We start from the raw sequence: 15,381 nt of genomic DNA, 5'->3' as shown, positions 1-15,381 counted from the left end.
CCCTGGAGTCCCCTGTGCAGACCCTGGTCACCGATCTGCTGGTCACGCTCGCCTACGGCGTGGTCGGCGTCGTCCTGATGGCCGTCGGCTACGTCCTGGTCGACGTGGCCACTCCCGGCAAGCTCCACGAGTTGATCTGGACCGAGCGCAACCGCAACGCCGCGCTGCTGCTCGCCTCGAACCTCGCCGGCGTGGGCGTCATCGTGGTCGCCGCGATCGCCGCCAGCGCCGACGACTTCGTCCTCGGCCTGATCGGCGCCGCCGCGTACGGAATCCTGGGCCTGGTCATCATGGCCGCGGCGTTCCTGCTGCTCGACGCGGCGACCCCGGGCCGGCTCGGCGAGATCCTGGTCGACCCGGAGCCGCACCCCGCGGTCTGGGTCTCCGCCGTCGTCCATCTCGCCACCGGCGCGATCATCGCCGCCGCGATCAGCTGATGACCGCCGCGAAGCGGCCGGGCGCCGCCGGGCGCTCGGCGACCACCGGCGCGAAGAGCCCAGCGAAGAGCGCGGAGATTCCGGTGTGGAAGCAGGCCCTGATCTGGGTGGGCCTGCTGGGCACTGTCGCCGCCTGCACCGTCGGGGCGATCGTCAACGGCGACGACGGGTCCGACATCGTGCCGCCGCCGACCGCCCAGGAGCGCGGCGACACCGTGCCGATCCTCCAGCGCTCCACGGCCAGCCAGGGCGTCTGCTACGGCTGGGAGCTGACGGACTACTTCGGCTACGGCGACCCGGTCAGCGTCGGCTCCAACCTCGGCGACGGGGTGGCGGTCGAGGACAACCCGGCCTGCCCGCGCTGGCTGCAGGTGAGCGTCCGGATCTACTACCCGTCGGAGAGCAGCGAGAGCGACGACAACGCCTACGTCGACGTCAACGGATCCAGCGACTTCTCCGCGGCGGAACTGCTGCGCATCGCGGACGGCCTGGGGCGGCTCGGGGTCACCGAGAAGGTCTTCATCGACGATCCGGGCTGGGCCGTCACCCGGGCCGCCGTGATGCTGCCGCTGCTCGCCGCCGAGGCGGGGGCGGTCGAGCCGGCCGCCACGCCGGCCCCGGCCGCGACGGAACCGTCGCCGCTGCCCGACCCCGGCAGCGACCTGTGGCGGGACCGCTGGGGCTACCTGCTCGCCGCCGGTGGCCTGCTGCTGGTCACCAGCCTGCTGGTCACCGTCGGAGTCGTGCAGCGCCGCCGGCAGCGCCGGGGAGGCGGGCCCGCGAAGCGCGCCGGGGCGGAGACGGCGGCGACGCGTACCCCGGAGGGGGCGTGACCACCGACGCGCCGGCCGCCCCAGCGCGCTGGCGGGCGGCCCGGGCGGGGGTCCTGCTGGCGGTCTTCGTCTGCGCGGCCTGCGGCCTGGTCTACGAGCTGGCCCTGGTCGCGCTCGGCAGCTACCTGATCGGCGACGCGGTCGGGCAGGCCTCGATCGTGCTCGGCGTGATGGTCTTCGCGATGGGCGTCGGTGCGCTCGCCGCGAAGCCGTTGCAGTCCCGGGCCGCCGCCGCGTTCGCCGTGGTCGAGCTGACCCTGGCGCTGCTCGGCGGGCTCTCGGTGCTCGGCCTCTACGCCGCCTTCGCCTGGCTGGACCTCTACGGCCCGGCGCTGGTCGGCACCGCGTTCGTGCTCGGCCTGCTGATCGGCGCGGAGATCCCGCTGCTGATGGTCATGCTGCAACGCATCCGCGAGCAGTCCGCCGGCAGCGCCGTGGCCGACCTGTTCGCCGCCGACTACGTCGGGGCACTGCTCGGCGGGCTGGCCTTCCCGTTCCTGTTGATACCGGTCTTCGGCCAGCTCAAGGGCGCGCTGGTGGTCGGCGCCGTGAACGCGGTGGCCGGCCTCGCGCTGGTCGGCACGGTGTTCCGGGCGGAGCTGAGCCGCCGGGCGCGGGTCGCGCTCGCCGCCGGCTCCGTCGTGGTCGCCCTCTGCCTGGGGTACGCCTGGATCACTGCCGCCGACTTCGAGCTGACCGCCCGGCAGCAGCTCTACCGGGACCCGGTGGTGCACGCCGAGCGCAGCCGCTACCAGGAGATCGTGCTCACCCGGTCGGTGCGGGAGGCCGGGCACGCCGACGCCGACCTGCGCCTCTACCTCAACGGCGACCTCCAGTTCAGCTCGGTCGACGAGTACCGCTACCACGAGGCACTGGTGCATCCCGCCATGCGCGGCCCGCGCGGCGAGGTGCTGGTGCTCGGGGCCGGCGACGGGCTCGCCGTCCGGGAGATCCTGCGCTACCCGGACGTCCGCCGGGTGACCGTGGTCGACCTCGATCCGGCTGTGGTGGCGCTGGCTCGCGCCGAGCCGCAGCTGCGCCGGCTCAACGGTGACGCGTTCACCGACCCCCGGGTGCGGGTGGTCAACACCGACGCGTTCGGCTGGCTGCGTACCGCCACGGAACGGTTCGACGTGGTGGTGGCCGACCTGCCCGACCCGGACGAGACCGCCACCGCGAAGCTCTACACCGTCGAGTTCTACGCGCTGATCCGGTCGGCGCTCGCCGAGGGCGGCCGGCTGGTGGTGCAGTCCGGGTCGCCGTACTTCGCGCCCCGGTCGTACTGGTCGATCGAGGCGTCGGTACGCGAGGCCGGCTTCGCCACCGTGCCGTACCACGTGGACGTGCCCTCCTTCGGCGACTGGGGTTTCCTGCTCGCCACCGCCGGGGTGATCCCGCCCGCGCTGGAGCTGCCGGCGGACGCGCCGCCGCTGCGTTTCCTGGACCCGTCGGTGCTGCGGGCGGCGGCCGCCTTCCCCGCCGACCGGGCCCGCCTGGACGTCCCCGCGTCCACGTTGCTCCAGCCCAGGGTGCTGGAGTACGCCCGCGCGGAGTGGCGCGGCTACTGACCCCGTCGCCGGCCGCCGGCTATTTGGTGCGCGCGCGGCTGGGCCGGAGTGGATACGGTGTGGGCGCGATCTAGGGGAAGGAGAATCGTGGTCGATTCCCAGCACACACCGGCCCGCGTCCGGCCGGCCGTGGTGACGATTTCCAGCTATCTGCTGATTCTGTTCGCGCTCATCCAGGTGATCAACCTGATCATCGCGCTCACCACCATCGGCACCATCCGCGAGGTGATGGACGAGGCCTACCGCGGCACCTCCGCCAACGGGGTGCAGGGGGTGGCGGACTTCGCCGTCGCCTTCAGCCTGGGCGGCGCCATCGTGGGGCTGCTGCTGGCCATCGTGCTCGCCGTGCTCGGCCCGTTCAACAACCGGGGCGTGAACGGCACCCGGATCACCACCTGGGTGCTAGGCGGCCTGATGTTCTGCTGCTGCGGCCTCGGCACGGCCGGCAACGCCGCCGGCGGCCTCACCGCCGGCGGTGGCGCGCCGACCGACGGTGACGTCCCGAGCGCCGAGGAGGTGCAGCGCCGGCTGGAGGAGGCGCTGCCGTCCTGGTACGGGCCGGTCACCACGCTGCTCGCGGTGATCGCCCTGCTCGCCCTGCTGACCGCGCTGATCCTGCTCGCGCTCCCCAAGGCGAACGAGTTCTTCCGCAAGCCGCAGCAGGTCTGGGAGCCGCCGGTCCCCGGCGCCGCCTACCCCGGCCAGCCGAGCTACCCGGCGACCCCCGGCTACCCGGCCACCCCGGGCTACCCGCAGGCGGGCTATCCGCCCGCGCAGCCGGGCCAGCCCTCGGCCCCCGGCCAGCCCGGTTACCCGCCGGCCCCCGGCTACCCGGCCGCGCCGGACCAGCCGCCGCCCGCCTCGCCGTGGCAGCCGCCGTCGGCCCCGTCCTCGCCCTCGTCGGACGCGCCCGCCGCGCCGCCGGCCGGCCAGCCGGAACAGGGTGGACCGGCGCAGGGACAGGACCGGCCGGGCGGGGACGTCCCGCCGTCCGACCCGACCCGCCCGACCGGCAGCTGACGGGCCAGTACGAGCGACGCCGACGATTCCCTCCGAGTAGGTTGCAAGCCGACGCCTACCGGAGGGAATCGTCGTGTCGTACCCGGATCAGGCCCCGGCGCGTCGGCCCGCCGCCGTCACGCTGGCCGCGGCGGTGCTCGGGCTGATGGCCCTCGCCGCCGGGGCGTACGCCGTCGCGGCGCTGCTCGCCCTCGGCGGCACGGTGGACCGGTTCCGGTCGGCCGCCGCCGTTACCACCGCAGGCCCGGACGACGTCGGCGGCGTGGTCACCCTGCTGCGGGTCACCACGACCCTCTCGGCGGTGCTCACCGTCCTGGTCGGCCTGCTGCTGGTCGGTCTCGCCGCCGGGTTGCTCGCCGGCCGCCGGGGCGCCCGGGTGACGACCTGGGTGGTCGCCGGGCTGGGGCTGCTCTGCGGCTGCTGCGGCCTGGCCGTGCTGGTCGGTCAGCGGGCCCGCCCGCTGCGGACCGACGAGCAGAGCACCGCCGAGCTGCTGGGCCTGCTCGGCGGCGCCTACCCGTCCTGGTGGCTCCCGCTGAACGCGGCCCTTTCGGTGGGCCAGGTGCTCGGCTACCTTGTGGTGGCCGTGCTGCTGGCGCTGCCCGCGGCGAACGGCTGGTTCGGCCGCGCCCGGCCGACGCCGCCCCCGCCACCGGCGCCGCTCCCGTACGGCCCGTACCCGCCCCCGCAGGCCCCGCCGCCGTCCCGCTGAGGAGCGCCCGTGACGTCCGAGACCCCGGCCACCGAGCGACGGGCGCTGGTCACCGGCGCCACCGCCGGCATCGGCGAGGCGTTCGCCCGCCGGCTCGCCGCCGACGGGTGGCAGCTGGTGCTGGTGGCCCGGGACGCCACCCGGCTCGCCGAGGTGGCCGCCGACCTGACCGCCCGGCACGGTCACCGGGTGGAGACGCTCTCCGCCGACCTGTCCACCGACGACGGATGCGCGGCGGTGGAACGGCGGCTGACCGACGCCAACGCCCCGGTCGAGCTGCTCGTCAACAACGCCGGGCTCAGCCTCAACCGGCCGTTCCTGCGGTCCACCGTCGCCGACGAGACGCGGTTGCTGCGGCTCAACGTGCACGCCGTCATGCGGCTCACCCTGGCCGCCCTCGGTCCGATGGCGGATCGACGAAACGGGATAGTGATAAATGTCTCTTCCGTTGCCGGTTTCGGTCCGGTGATGCCCGGTTCGACGTACCCGGCGAGCAAGGCGTGGGTGACGAGCTTCAGCGAATCCGTCGACCTGTCGGTGCGCCCGCTGGGCGTACGGGTGATGGCGCTCTGCCCCGGCTACACCGCCACCGGCTACCACGAGCGCAACGGCATCGACATGTCCGGCACGCCCCGCTGGATGTGGCTGCGGGCCGACGACGTGGTCGACGGCGCCCTGCGTGACCTGCGTAAAGGCAAGCAGATCAGCGTCCCGGACTGGAAGTACAAGCTCGCCGTGGCCGGCCTGCGGCACGCGCCGCGGCGGTTGCTGCGGATGGCCTACCGGGATCGCCGGGGACGGGTCGAGTCGACCGACGGCTGACCCGCGCTGCCCCGGCCGGTGCCGTCACGGCGGCGCCGGCAGGGTACGGGATTCCAGCGTGGTCGCACAGCGTAGCCGTCCATCGCCACCCATCGGTCGCCCGCGAGGCTGACCCGGGTGGACCCCACATCCGGCGCACAGACTCGCGCAGTACCCTCTATCGCCATGGGGCACCGCGACGACCTGCGTAAATTCATTTCCGACCTGGCTGTGGTCCACGGCCGGGTGGTGCTCTCCTCGGGCCGCGAAGCGGACTGGTACGTCGATCTGCGCCGCGTCACGCTGCATCACCAGGCTGCACCGCTGGTCGGTCGGGTGATGCGCGAGCTGACCGCGGACTGGGACTATGAGGCTGTCGGCGGGCTGACCCTCGGCGCGGATCCGATCGCGATCTCGATGCTGCACGCCGCGGCGGAGACCGATCGACCGTTGGACGCGTTCGTGGTTCGCAAGGCGGGAAAGGCGCACGGTCTGCAACGGCGGATCGAGGGGCCTGAAGTGGCCGGTCGGCGGGTACTTGCTGTGGAGGACACCTCGACGACGGGCGGCAGCGTGTTGACCGCCGTCGAGGCGCTGCGCGAGGCCGGGGCGGAGGTCGTTGGTGTGGCGGTTATTGTTGATCGAGGAGCCGGGGACGCCGTACGTGCCGCCGGACTGCCGTATCGGGCGGCCTATACGTTGGCTGACCTCGGCCTTGTGGCGTAAAAATTTGCCGATTCGGATCTGCTGATATGCAGGCGGATCGATGCTGCTGGTGGAAGGATGGAATACGTGGGAACTGCGTTGGCTGAAATGACCATGCCTCAGATCTCGCCGCTTGCCGGCGAGCCGATCGAACGTGCCGATGCCGAGCGGCTGGCGGGGGTCCTCAAGGCCCTTGCCGACCCCGCCCGGCTCCGGCTGCTCAGCCTGATCCAGTCGGCCCCCGAGGGCGAGGCGTGCGTCTGTGACCTGACGGCGCCGCTCGGCCTCTCGCAGCCGACGGTCAGCCACCACCTGCGTATCCTCACCGAGGCCGGCTTGCTGGAGCGGGAGAAGCGCGGTGTGTGGGCCTACTACCGGCTGGTGCCGGCCGCGATCGCCACGATCGCGGATCTGCTGACCCCGCCGCGCAAGCGGGCCACCAAGAAGGCCCGCTGACCCGGTGTCCGCGCGTCGTCCCTGACCGGGGCGACGTCCGGTGACGTACCAGGGGTGGCGTCATCGGGTGGTGACTCCTGCCTGTCACCAGCCAGCTCGCTGATCCGTCCGCCGGGACATCCGGTGGCACGAACGGCCGGTCCCTTCCGGGGCCGGCCGTTCGTCGTGTCCGAGGGTCAGCGGCCCTGGCCGTGGTCCGGGTAGCGCCGGTCGCCCTGCGGCTGCTGCGGCTGCTGCGGCTGGTCGTGGTGCAGGTGGTGCTCGATGGTGTCGCGCACCGCGTCCACCGCGCCGACCGCGCTCGCGGCGGCGACCACGGCGACGGCCTCGCCCCGCTTGCGGGCCTTCCGGTCGCGCAGGAACTCGAAGAAGATCGGCAGCACCGAGATCAGGATGATCAGGGCGACCACCGGCAGGATGTACCGGTCGATCTTGTCGCCGATGGCGCTGTAGATCTGCTCGGCGAGCAGGTAGCCGATCAGCAGGATGCCGTCGACCCAGAGGATGGCGCCGATCACGTTCCAGAGGAAGAACTGCTTGGCCGGCATGCCGAGCGTGCCCGCCACCGGGTTGAGGAAGGTCCGCACGATCGGGATGAAGCGGGCCAGCACCACGGCCTTCGCCGGGCCGAACTTCTGGAAGTAGAACTCCGCCTTCTCCACGTACTCCTTCTTGAAGAGGCGGGAGTTGGGGCGGTCGAACATCCGCCGGCCGTACTTGGAGCCGAGCCAGTGCCCGAGCTGGGCGCCGACGATCGCGCAGATCGGCCCGCCGATCAGCAGCCCGATCAGGGAGAGCCGGGTGCCGTCGCCGAAGATCGCGTCCGCCACCGGTGACGCCGCGACGCCCGCCAAGAACAGCAGCGAGTCACCCGGGAAGAAGAAGCCGACCAGCAGGCCGGTCTCGGCGAAGAGGATCACCCAGACGCCGATCAGCCCGAAGGTCTGCAACAGCTCCTTGGGGTCGAGCGGATTCAACGCGATCGTCTCGACGACTACCCGGCTCTTCTCACCTGTGTCCACGGCCACACAGGCTACCTGCCCCTCACCCCACCCCGCCCCACCCCCGCCCCCCCTTCCGCACCCCCGCCCTTGCCCGCACTTTCTCCGAAAGCGTGGCCATGGAGCGCGAAATGGCAACGCTTTCTCCGAAAGTGCCCGAATCTCGGAGGTGGGCGCGGGGTCAGAGGCGGGGGTCGACGGGTTCGGATTCGCAGGCCAGGATGGCGAAGACGAGTTCGTGGCGGCGCCAGAGGGGGGCGTTGTCGGCGAACGCGTCGAGGGCGGCGAGGCCGAGGGCGTGCTCGCGCAGGGCCAGGCCCCGCTTGCGGCCCAGCGAACGGCGGCGCAGCGCGGCGAGCTGGTCGGCGGCGGTGTAACCCGGGCCGTAGATGATCCGCAGGTACTCCCGGCCCCGGCACTTGATCCCCGGCTGGAGCAGCGAGCCGCGCGCCGACCGGGCGGCCAGCCCGGCGTACGGCTTGACCACCATGCCCTCGCCCCCGGTCGACGTCAGCTCCAGCCACCAGTCGGTGGCCGCCGCCACCGCGTCGGCGTCGGCGAGATCGACCACCTGCCGCCGGGTCGGGGTGAAGAACTCCGGGTCGGCCGCGCAGAGCCGGTCGGCCAGGTCGAGGTGCCAGCCGTGGTCCCGGTCGGCGAAGCTCACGCCCGCGCCCGCCAGCACCGCGAACGGCGCCAGCGTCACCCCGCGCAGCCCGTCGGTCGGCGCCACGTACGCCCGGTAGGCCGTCGAATAGCCGTCCACCTCGGCGCGGCGGGCCGCCATCCGCTCCCGCAGCCCGTCCACCGCCAGCCCGCGGGTCGCGGCGGAGTCCAGCGTGGCGAGCACCGCCGGCAGCGCGGCCCGGCCGGCCGCGCCGACGCTGGCGTACTGCTCGCGGATCAGCCCGCCCGCCTTCGCCGACCAGGGCAGCAGCTCGCAGTCGAGCAGCAGCGCGTCGGTGCCCAGCTCGGCCCAGAGGCCGGCGGCGGTCACCGCCGCGCGTACCCGGGCCAGCAACTGCTCGTCGAGCGGCGCGCCGAAGAACGGCCGGCCGGTGCGGGTGTGCACCACGCCGCCGCCGAACGGCCCACCGGTGGGCTCCCGCTCCACCAGCACCACCGCCCGCGAGCCCATGTGCTTCTCCTCGCAGACCACCCGGTCCACGCCCGCCGCCCGGTAGTCCTCGAACGCCTGCGCCGGGTGCTCCAGGAAGCCCTCGACGGTGGAGGTCGAGCAGGGCGCCATGGTCGGCGGCAACCAGACCAGCCGGCCCGGGTCGACCGCGAACCGGCTCATCACCTCCAGCGCGGCGGCGGCGTTCTCCGCCGGCACCGTCAGCGTCCCGTACGCGTGCTCGAGGTGCCGGCGGCCGGTGACGTCCGTCAGGTCCAGCACCGTGTCCGGTCGGGCCGGGGTGCTGACCAGCGGGCGAACCGGGGCGTACCACTCCTTGACCGCCGGGACGGCGACCAGTTCCTTCTCCGGGTAGCGCAGGGCGGTGAGCCGGCCGCCGAAGACGCAGCCGGTGTCGATGCAGATGGTGTTGTTCACCCACTCCGGTTCCGGGGTCGGCGTGTGGCCGTACACGACCATGGCCGAGCCCCGGTAGTCGCGCGCCCACGGGTAGCGGACCGGCAGGCCGTACTCGTCGGTCTCCCCGGTGGTCTCCCCGAAGAGCGCGAACGCGCGGACCCGGCCGGACGCACGGCCCTGGTAGGCCTCCTTCAGGCCGGCGTGCGCGACCACCAGCCGGCCGCCGTCCAGCACGAAGTGGCTGACCAGGCCGTCGACGAAGGCGGCGACCTCGGCCACGAACGTAGGGTCCTCGGCCGCCAGCTGGGCCATCGTCTCGGCCAGGCCGTGGGTGAGCCGCACGTCCCGGCCGCGCAGCTTGCGCAGCAGCTTCTGCTCGTGGTTGCCCGGCACGCAGATCGCGTGCCCGGCCGCCACCATGCCCATCACCAGGCGGAGCACCCCGGGGGAGTCCGGGCCGCGGTCCACCAGGTCACCCACGAAGACCGCGGTACGACCAGCCCGGTGTACCGCGTCCACCGGGCGGCCCGCGTCGTCGCGGCGCAGCGACCAGCCCAGCCGGAGCAGCAGCGCCTCCAGCTCCTCCCGGCAGCCGTGCACGTCACCGACGATGTCGAACGGCCCGGTCAGCTCCCGCCGGTCGTTGAAGAGCTTCTCGTACCGGATCTCCGCAGCCTCGATCTCCTCGACGCCGCGCAGCACGTGCACCTTGCGGAAGCCCTCCCGGGCCAGCAGCCCGTACGTCCGGCGCAGATCCCGCTGCATCCGGGTCAGCACCTGCCGGCCGAAGGTCCGGTCGGCCCGCCCCTGGGTCCGCTCCCAGGCCAGCGCCTCCGGTACGTCCAGCACGAGCGCCACCGGCAGCACGTCGTGCTCCCGGGCCACCCGGACCAGCGCGGCCCGGGCGTGCGACTGGAGGTTGGTCGCGTCGACCACCGTCAACCGGCCCCGACGCAGCCGGGTGGCGGCGATGTGGTGCAGCGCCTCGAACGCGTCGGCGGAGGCGGACTGGTCGTTCTCGTCGTCGGCGACCATCGCCCGGAACATGTCCGAGGAGAGCACCTGGCTGGGCAGGAAGTGCCGGCGGGCGAAGGTCGACTTGCCCGATCCGGAGACGCCGACCAGCGCCACCAGGGCCAGCTCGGGGATGTCGAGGGTGGTCATCGGCGCTCCTCCTTCCGGTCGGTCGTGGTGGCTTCGGTCATGGTGTTTTCGGTCGTGGTCAGGACGGCCAGCTGGGTGGGGGCGCCCACCTCCGGGTCCTCCTCCCCGACGCCGCCGATCGTGGCGGTGTAGCCGTACGTCGCGGCCACCCGCTCGACCCAGGCGGCGAACTCGGCGCGGGTCCACTCGAAGCGGTGGTCGGCGTGCCGGAACCGCCCCGCCGGCAGCCCCTCGTAGCGGACGTTGTACTCGACGTTCGGCGTGGTCACCACGACGGTGCCCGGCCGGGCGTGGCCCAGCACCGCGTCCTCCAGCGCCGGCAGCCGGGGCGGGTCGAGATGCTCGATCACCTCCATCAGCACCGCCGCGTCGTAGCCGCGCAGCCGGTCGTCCCGGTAGGTGAGGGCGGACTGCCAGAGCCGGATCCGGTCGCGCTGCCGCTCCGGCAGCCGGTCCAGGCGCAGCCGGCGGGCGGCCAGCGTCAGCGCGTGGGTGGAGACGTCGGTGCCGACGACCTCCGTGTAGCGCCGGTCGGCGACCAGGGCGGTGAGCAGCGCGCCGCCGCCGCAGCCGAGGTCGAGCACCCGGGTCGCGCCGCTGGCCGCGAGCGCGGCGAGCACCGCGTCGCGCCGCCGTACCGCCAGCGACGCCCGCCCCGGTCCGGCCGCGTCCGTCGTCCGGGCCGCTCCGCCTTCGTGTCCCGCTGCACCGGCCTCGCTCTGCGGGGTGCCGGCGTCGGGTCCGGCCACGCCGGCCACGGGTGCCGGGTCGGCCGGGGGCTCGTCGATGCTGTCGTCGGGCAGGGGCTCGTCGGCGAGGCGCAGCTCGGTCAGCCGGGCCAGCGCCTGCCCGGCCAGCGCCCGGCGGTGGGCCAGGTAGCGACGGGTGATCAGGGCCCGCTCCGGGTGGTCGGCCAGCCACCCCGCACCGGCGCGGAGCAGCTTGTCGATCTCGTCCGGCGCCACCCAGTAGTGCTTCGCGTCGTCCAGCACGGGCAGCAGGACGTACAGGTGGTTGAGGGCGTCCGCGACCCGGAGGCTGCCGGTCAGGACGAGGTCGACGTACCGGCTGTCACCCCAGTCGGGGTGCTGCTCGTCCAGCGGGATCGGGGTGGCGGTGACCGTCCAGCCCAGCGGGGCGAAGAGCCGCCCGGCCACGTCGGCGCCACCGCGGCAGCGCAGCACCGGCACCCGTACCTCCAGCGGGATCGCGGTGCCGGCCAGCTCCGGGCGGTCCCGGGACTCGCCGCGCAGCGCCGACCGGAACACCGTGGACAGTGCCGAGGCGAGCAGGCTGGACGCGGCGTACGCCCGGTCGTTGACGTACTGCCCGAGGGTGAAGCTCTCCGGGGTGCGGGCCTGCTTCCGGCCGGCACGCCGCCCCACGCCGAGCCGCTGCGGGTCGACCTCGACCAGCAGGGCGGCGGTGCACCGGTCCTCGCCCGCCTCGGGGTAGAAGACGTGCGCGGTGCCCGCCGGCAGTTCGAAGGACTGGACCCGGTCAGGGTGCTTGACCAGCAGGTACCCGAGGTCGGTCGCCGGCCGGTGGGTGGTGGTCAGGGTGAGCAGCACGGGCTCATGGTCTCAGGGGTTTCGATCTTGCGTCGCCCTCTTTTTGTGGGTGGGGCTCCCCCGGAAACCCGACGGGGTTGAGCGGCGTGCGCCGGCTCAGGGTGGCCGGGGTGCTGCTTCTGGTTCGGGATCTGGTGGTGCTGGCGGGGTTCTGCGGACGGGCTGGGTGGAGGGCGGCTTGGCCGGCGGTCCTCCCTCGGCGGGAGACGGCGGCGCCCCGCCGACCGATGGTCGACGGGGCGCCGGGTGGTGCGGGGTGGGTCAGGCGACGAAGCGGGTCCTGCGGCGGCGGGCCACCACGTAGCCGCCGACGCCGGCGGCGAGCAGCAGGCCGCCGATGCCGGCGATCAGGCCGGTCGACTCACCGGTGATCGGTAGCGAACCGCCGTCACCGCCACCGTTGCCACCGTTGCCACCGTTGCCGCCACCGGCGCCGGTCGGGTTAATGATGATTTCGGCGTTGTCGTTCTTGCTGTTCGGGTCGCCAACCAGCTTGAGGGAGACGGCCCCGGAGGCGTCCGGTGTCACCTTGTCGATACGCAGGCCAAACTCGTACGAGTAGTCCACGCCCTTCGGGGTCTCGCTGACCCAGCAGGCGTACTCCCGGGCACCCGGCTCACCCCACTTGCCGTTCCACGGGTCCCACTCCGAGTCGGACGTGTACGGCTGGCACTCGCCCGACACCTCGACGGCGGTGGTGCCCTCCGGGACCGTGACGCGGAAGACCGGCTTGTCCTGGTACTCGAGGAGGGCCGGGCCGAGGTTGGTGAAGCCCGGGCGTACCTGGACAACCTCGCCCTTCTTGCCGCTGGCTGTGGCGCCCGTGGCGCTGAGGTCCGCCGGGTTGTCGCCGGTCACGTTCACCGAGATTTCGGTCCAGTTGTTCATGCTGTCCGTGTCGGTTTGCGGGGTCAGCGACTTGGCCCCGGTCTGCTCGACCAGGCGCAGCTTCGCCCCGCTGCCCGGCTCGCCCTCCTGCGGCCAGTCTCGGTTGACCAGCTCCCAGTCGTCCTTGGTCCACCAGACGTTCGTCGCCAGCAGGCTGGCACCCGTCCGGGCGTCCTCATGGAGTTGGAAGGGCGTCTCCTCGGAGAGCCGGTAGGTCTTGCCCGGCTCCAGGTCCTCGTCGAAGGTGCAGAGGGCACCGTTGAAGTCGGTCGGACGGCAGTTCGAGAAGTTGCCCGCGTACCGATACAGGTAGTCGCCGTGCACCAACAGCACGGCACCGTGGGTGGTCGTGTCGCCACCGTTGCGGACGATCGCCGGCGTGCCGACCCGGCTGCCCGGAGCGCCGCTGACGCTGGCCTCCGGCTCGGTCTGGAGGTCGACGCCCTCGGCGACGGTGACGGTGGAGGCCGCCTTGACCGTCCGGCCACCAGAGGTGATCGCGTACTCCAGCTGACCCTTCTGGCCCGGCGTGGCGTTGTCCTTGCCGGTCACCTGGATGGCGAGCCAGGGACCGTCGTCCTCGGCAAACTCGGTCTCGCAGTGCACGGCCTGGGCGGAGGTCTCACACGCCCATCCCCAGCCCTCACCGGGCTGCTCGAGGACGGCGAAGTCGGAGATGCCGGAGAAGTCGATGTCCAGCGTGGTGTGGCCGAACTGGTGCGGCTGCTCAGAGCCGGTCGGCGCTGCGAAGACGTACGCGGAGCCCGTGTGGCCCGGAGCGACGAGCATGTCCTGGCCGATGACTTCGAACGGGTCGCCGTCGGCGACCGCAGGGGTGGCGGAGGCAGCGATGAACGCGCCTGCGACGCCCAACCCGGCGAGCCAGCGCCGGGTGGAGTGCGTGAGCATTGGGGGTTCCTCCCGTGGGGGTGTCCAGGTGGAGCCTGCGGATCTTAAGGACTCCTTAAAACACCGCGTCACCCCGAATGGCGTCTGGACCAGGCAATCGAGCCGAACGGCTGAGCATCTTCGGCGCAACGGGCGGACCATGGCGACGCCCCGTCGCCAGGGCGGCGACGGGGCGTGACGCGGTGCTGGTCAGGCGACGAAGTCGGTGCGTCGGCGGCGGGCCAGCAGGACCCCCGTCGTACCGGCGGCGAGCAGCAGCCCGCCGACCGCCATCGTCAGGGTGGTGGATCCGCCGGTGATGGGCAGCGAGTCGTCGCCACCGCCGTTGCCGCCGCTCGCTGCCGGCGGAACGAGCACGATCTCCGCCCGGTCGTTGGCGGGGTCGGTGTCGGCCTCGACGTCGACGGTCACTCGCCCGGCGGTTGGCCACGGCAGCCGGTCCACCCGCAGGGTGAAGGAGTACGAGACGGTCTCGCCGACACCGGCAATGTCGCCCGGGCCGCTGCACCCGTACTCCCGGGCCCCGGGTTGGCCGAACGTGTCGCCGGGTTTCCAGGGGCCGGCGCCGATCGGCGCGCACCCCCAGTGCACCTCGACCGCGGTGGTGCCGTCGGGGATGCGGAACCGCACCAGCGGGATCTCCCGCCAGGTCTCCACCTCCGTGGGCCCCAGGTTGCGGAATCCGGGCGTCACCGCCACCCGGTCGCCGACCTTGGCGTTGACCCGCCCCCCGACGGCGGCCGCATCCGCGGTCCGGTCGCCGGTGACGGTGATGCCCACCGCGGTCCAACTGTTCCAGGTGGCGCTGTCGGTCTGCCGCGCCGTCGGCTGCGCCACCAGGCGCAACTCGTCGCCGGTGCCGGGGGTGTCCGGTGGGAGCGGGACGTCCGGGTCCTGCTCGACCAGCGCCCAGTCGTCGGGGGTCCACCACTGCAGACGGTTGGGCAGCACGAGGCCGCTGCGCAGGAACGTCTTGAGGGTGAGCGGCAGCGGTGCCGACAGCCGGTAGCTGACCCCGGGCGCCAGTTCGGTGTCGAACCGGCAGACGGTGAGCCGGGCCTCGGCGCGTCGGCAGTTGCGGAAGTCGTCGACCGACATGACGTCCATGTCGGCGTCGAGGGTCAGCACCGCGCCGTGCACCGGCACCGGTCCGGCATTGCGTACGGTGCTGGTCAGGTCGACGGTGCCGCCGGGCCCGGCGCGGAGCGCGGTCTTCGGCTCGGTCACCAGGTCGACGCCCTCGACCACGGTGACCGTGATCTTCCGGGTGGCTGTGCCGACGGCCGAGGAACCCTGGACGGTCAGCTCGGCCCGCCCTTCGAGCGGGGCGTCGGCCCGCGCGGTGAGCTGGAAGTAGAGGGTGGGCGTCCGGCTCCACCGGCCGAAAGCGCCCAGGCAGCGCAGGTTGTCGGCGTGACGGGCGCAGTCCCACCCGCCGTCGTCGGTCACCGTGAAGCTGCCCAGCGAGTCCCACCCGGACAGCTCGATGTCGAGGGTCACCGGGCGGCCGTCGGGGGAGGGGTAGCCGTCGAAGTCGACCCGCACCGCGCCGGGAGCGGTGTGCCCCGGGGCGACCAGCAGGTCCCGTGCGGCGATCCGGAGGTCGCCGGCCGCGCTCGCGGGAGCGGCGGTGGCGGCGAGGAACGCGCCCGCGACGGCCGCACCGGCGAGCCAGCGCCGGATGGAGTGCCGGAGCATCGACTGTCCTCCCGTTTGGTGGCGGAGCGTGGTCAGCCTCTCACGGATGGCACTTCCCGCCGGCGTGCCGCGCCCGGCGAG

The 15,381-nt window shown here is 73.2% G+C and carries 13 protein-coding genes; 8 read left to right on the top strand and 5 right to left on the bottom strand.

Annotated elements, in window-relative coordinates; all coding sequences use genetic code 11:
- The first annotated feature begins 14 nt into the window (after nt 1–14).
- The 8 genes from ACTMTB_RS07165 (at nt 15) to ACTMTB_RS07130 (ending at nt 6,532) form a co-directional block, all read left to right on the top strand.
- Nucleotides 15–437, top strand: a complete 423-nt coding sequence (locus ACTMTB_RS07165; RefSeq protein WP_441143430.1) for a DUF350 domain-containing protein — start codon at nt 15–17, stop codon at nt 435–437.
- A complete protein-coding gene (locus ACTMTB_RS07160; protein ID WP_441143428.1) occupies nt 437–1,270 on the top strand; it encodes a hypothetical protein in 834 nt (277 codons plus the stop codon). The genes ACTMTB_RS07165 and ACTMTB_RS07160 overlap by 1 nt, the downstream gene beginning before the upstream one ends.
- Nucleotides 1,267–2,838, top strand: a complete 1,572-nt coding sequence (locus ACTMTB_RS07155; RefSeq protein ID WP_441143426.1) for a polyamine aminopropyltransferase — start codon at nt 1,267–1,269, stop codon at nt 2,836–2,838. The genes ACTMTB_RS07160 and ACTMTB_RS07155 overlap by 4 nt, the downstream gene beginning before the upstream one ends.
- 87 nt (nt 2,839–2,925) lie before the next feature.
- On the top strand, nt 2,926–3,858 hold the full coding sequence (locus tag ACTMTB_RS07150) for a hypothetical protein (RefSeq protein WP_441143424.1): 933 nt from the start codon (nt 2,926–2,928) through the stop codon (nt 3,856–3,858).
- A 73-nt stretch (nt 3,859–3,931) separates the two neighbouring features.
- Nucleotides 3,932–4,570 carry a hypothetical protein gene (locus ACTMTB_RS07145; RefSeq protein ID WP_441143422.1) on the top strand — a complete coding sequence of 213 codons (639 nt, stop codon included), beginning with the start codon at nt 3,932–3,934 and terminating at the stop codon, nt 4,568–4,570.
- Between the two features lie 9 nt (nt 4,571–4,579).
- Nucleotides 4,580–5,392 (top strand): SDR family NAD(P)-dependent oxidoreductase, encoded by an 813-nt coding sequence (locus ACTMTB_RS07140; protein ID WP_441143420.1) that lies wholly within the window; start codon nt 4,580–4,582, stop codon nt 5,390–5,392.
- A 165-nt stretch (nt 5,393–5,557) separates the two neighbouring features.
- On the top strand, nt 5,558–6,097 hold the full coding sequence (gene pyrE / locus ACTMTB_RS07135) for an orotate phosphoribosyltransferase (protein ID WP_088959511.1): 540 nt from the start codon (nt 5,558–5,560) through the stop codon (nt 6,095–6,097).
- A gap of 57 nt (nt 6,098–6,154) precedes the next feature.
- Nucleotides 6,155–6,532: an ArsR/SmtB family transcription factor gene (locus tag ACTMTB_RS07130; protein WP_210777125.1), complete on the top strand. Its 378-nt coding sequence runs from the start codon at nt 6,155–6,157 to the stop codon at nt 6,530–6,532.
- A gap of 176 nt (nt 6,533–6,708) precedes the next feature.
- Here the strand turns inward: ACTMTB_RS07130 and ACTMTB_RS07125 are convergent, their stop codons facing one another.
- From ACTMTB_RS07125 to ACTMTB_RS07105, 5 genes are all read right to left on the bottom strand, one after another.
- Nucleotides 6,709–7,560 (bottom strand): DedA family protein, encoded by an 852-nt coding sequence (locus ACTMTB_RS07125; protein ID WP_441143417.1) that lies wholly within the window; start codon nt 7,558–7,560, stop codon nt 6,709–6,711.
- A gap of 154 nt (nt 7,561–7,714) precedes the next feature.
- Nucleotides 7,715–10,234: a polynucleotide kinase-phosphatase gene (locus ACTMTB_RS07120; RefSeq protein WP_441143415.1), complete on the bottom strand. Its 2,520-nt coding sequence runs from the start codon at nt 10,232–10,234 to the stop codon at nt 7,715–7,717.
- Entirely contained in the window at nt 10,231–11,805 is a 1,575-nt protein-coding gene (locus ACTMTB_RS07115; protein ID WP_441143413.1) for a 3' terminal RNA ribose 2'-O-methyltransferase Hen1, read from the bottom strand. The genes ACTMTB_RS07120 and ACTMTB_RS07115 overlap by 4 nt, the downstream gene beginning before the upstream one ends.
- 261 nt (nt 11,806–12,066) lie before the next feature.
- Nucleotides 12,067–13,602, bottom strand: coding sequence for an LPXTG cell wall anchor domain-containing protein (locus ACTMTB_RS07110; protein ID WP_441143411.1), 1,536 nt, complete (start codon nt 13,600–13,602; stop codon nt 12,067–12,069).
- A gap of 189 nt (nt 13,603–13,791) precedes the next feature.
- The gene (locus ACTMTB_RS07105) at nt 13,792–15,300 is read right to left on the bottom strand and encodes an LPXTG cell wall anchor domain-containing protein (RefSeq protein ID WP_441143409.1); all 1,509 of its coding nucleotides are present in this window, start codon (nt 15,298–15,300) and stop codon (nt 13,792–13,794) included.
- Nucleotides 15,301–15,381 lie beyond the last annotated feature (81 nt).

Source organism: Micromonospora sp. L32, from assembly GCF_052068055.1.
In the GTDB taxonomy this organism is placed as follows: Bacteria; Actinomycetota; Actinomycetes; order Mycobacteriales; family Micromonosporaceae; genus Micromonospora; species Micromonospora purpureochromogenes.
This window is presented reverse-complemented; position numbering and strand designations above follow the sequence as displayed.

Coding starts and splice junctions, on each gene's coding strand:
- ACTMTB_RS07160 (WP_441143428.1), top strand. CDS start 437: ATGACCGCCGCGAAGCGGCCGGGCGCCGCCGGGCGCTCGGCGACCACC.
- pyrE (WP_088959511.1), top strand. CDS start 5,558: ATGGGGCACCGCGACGACCTGCGTAAATTCATTTCCGACCTGGCTGTG.
- ACTMTB_RS07130 (WP_210777125.1), top strand. CDS start 6,155: ATGGAATACGTGGGAACTGCGTTGGCTGAAATGACCATGCCTCAGATC.
- ACTMTB_RS07120 (WP_441143415.1), bottom strand. CDS start 10,234: ATGACCACCCTCGACATCCCCGAGCTGGCCCTGGTGGCGCTGGTCGGC.
- ACTMTB_RS07110 (WP_441143411.1), bottom strand. CDS start 13,602: ATGCTCACGCACTCCACCCGGCGCTGGCTCGCCGGGTTGGGCGTCGCA.
- ACTMTB_RS07105 (WP_441143409.1), bottom strand. CDS start 15,300: ATGCTCCGGCACTCCATCCGGCGCTGGCTCGCCGGTGCGGCCGTCGCG.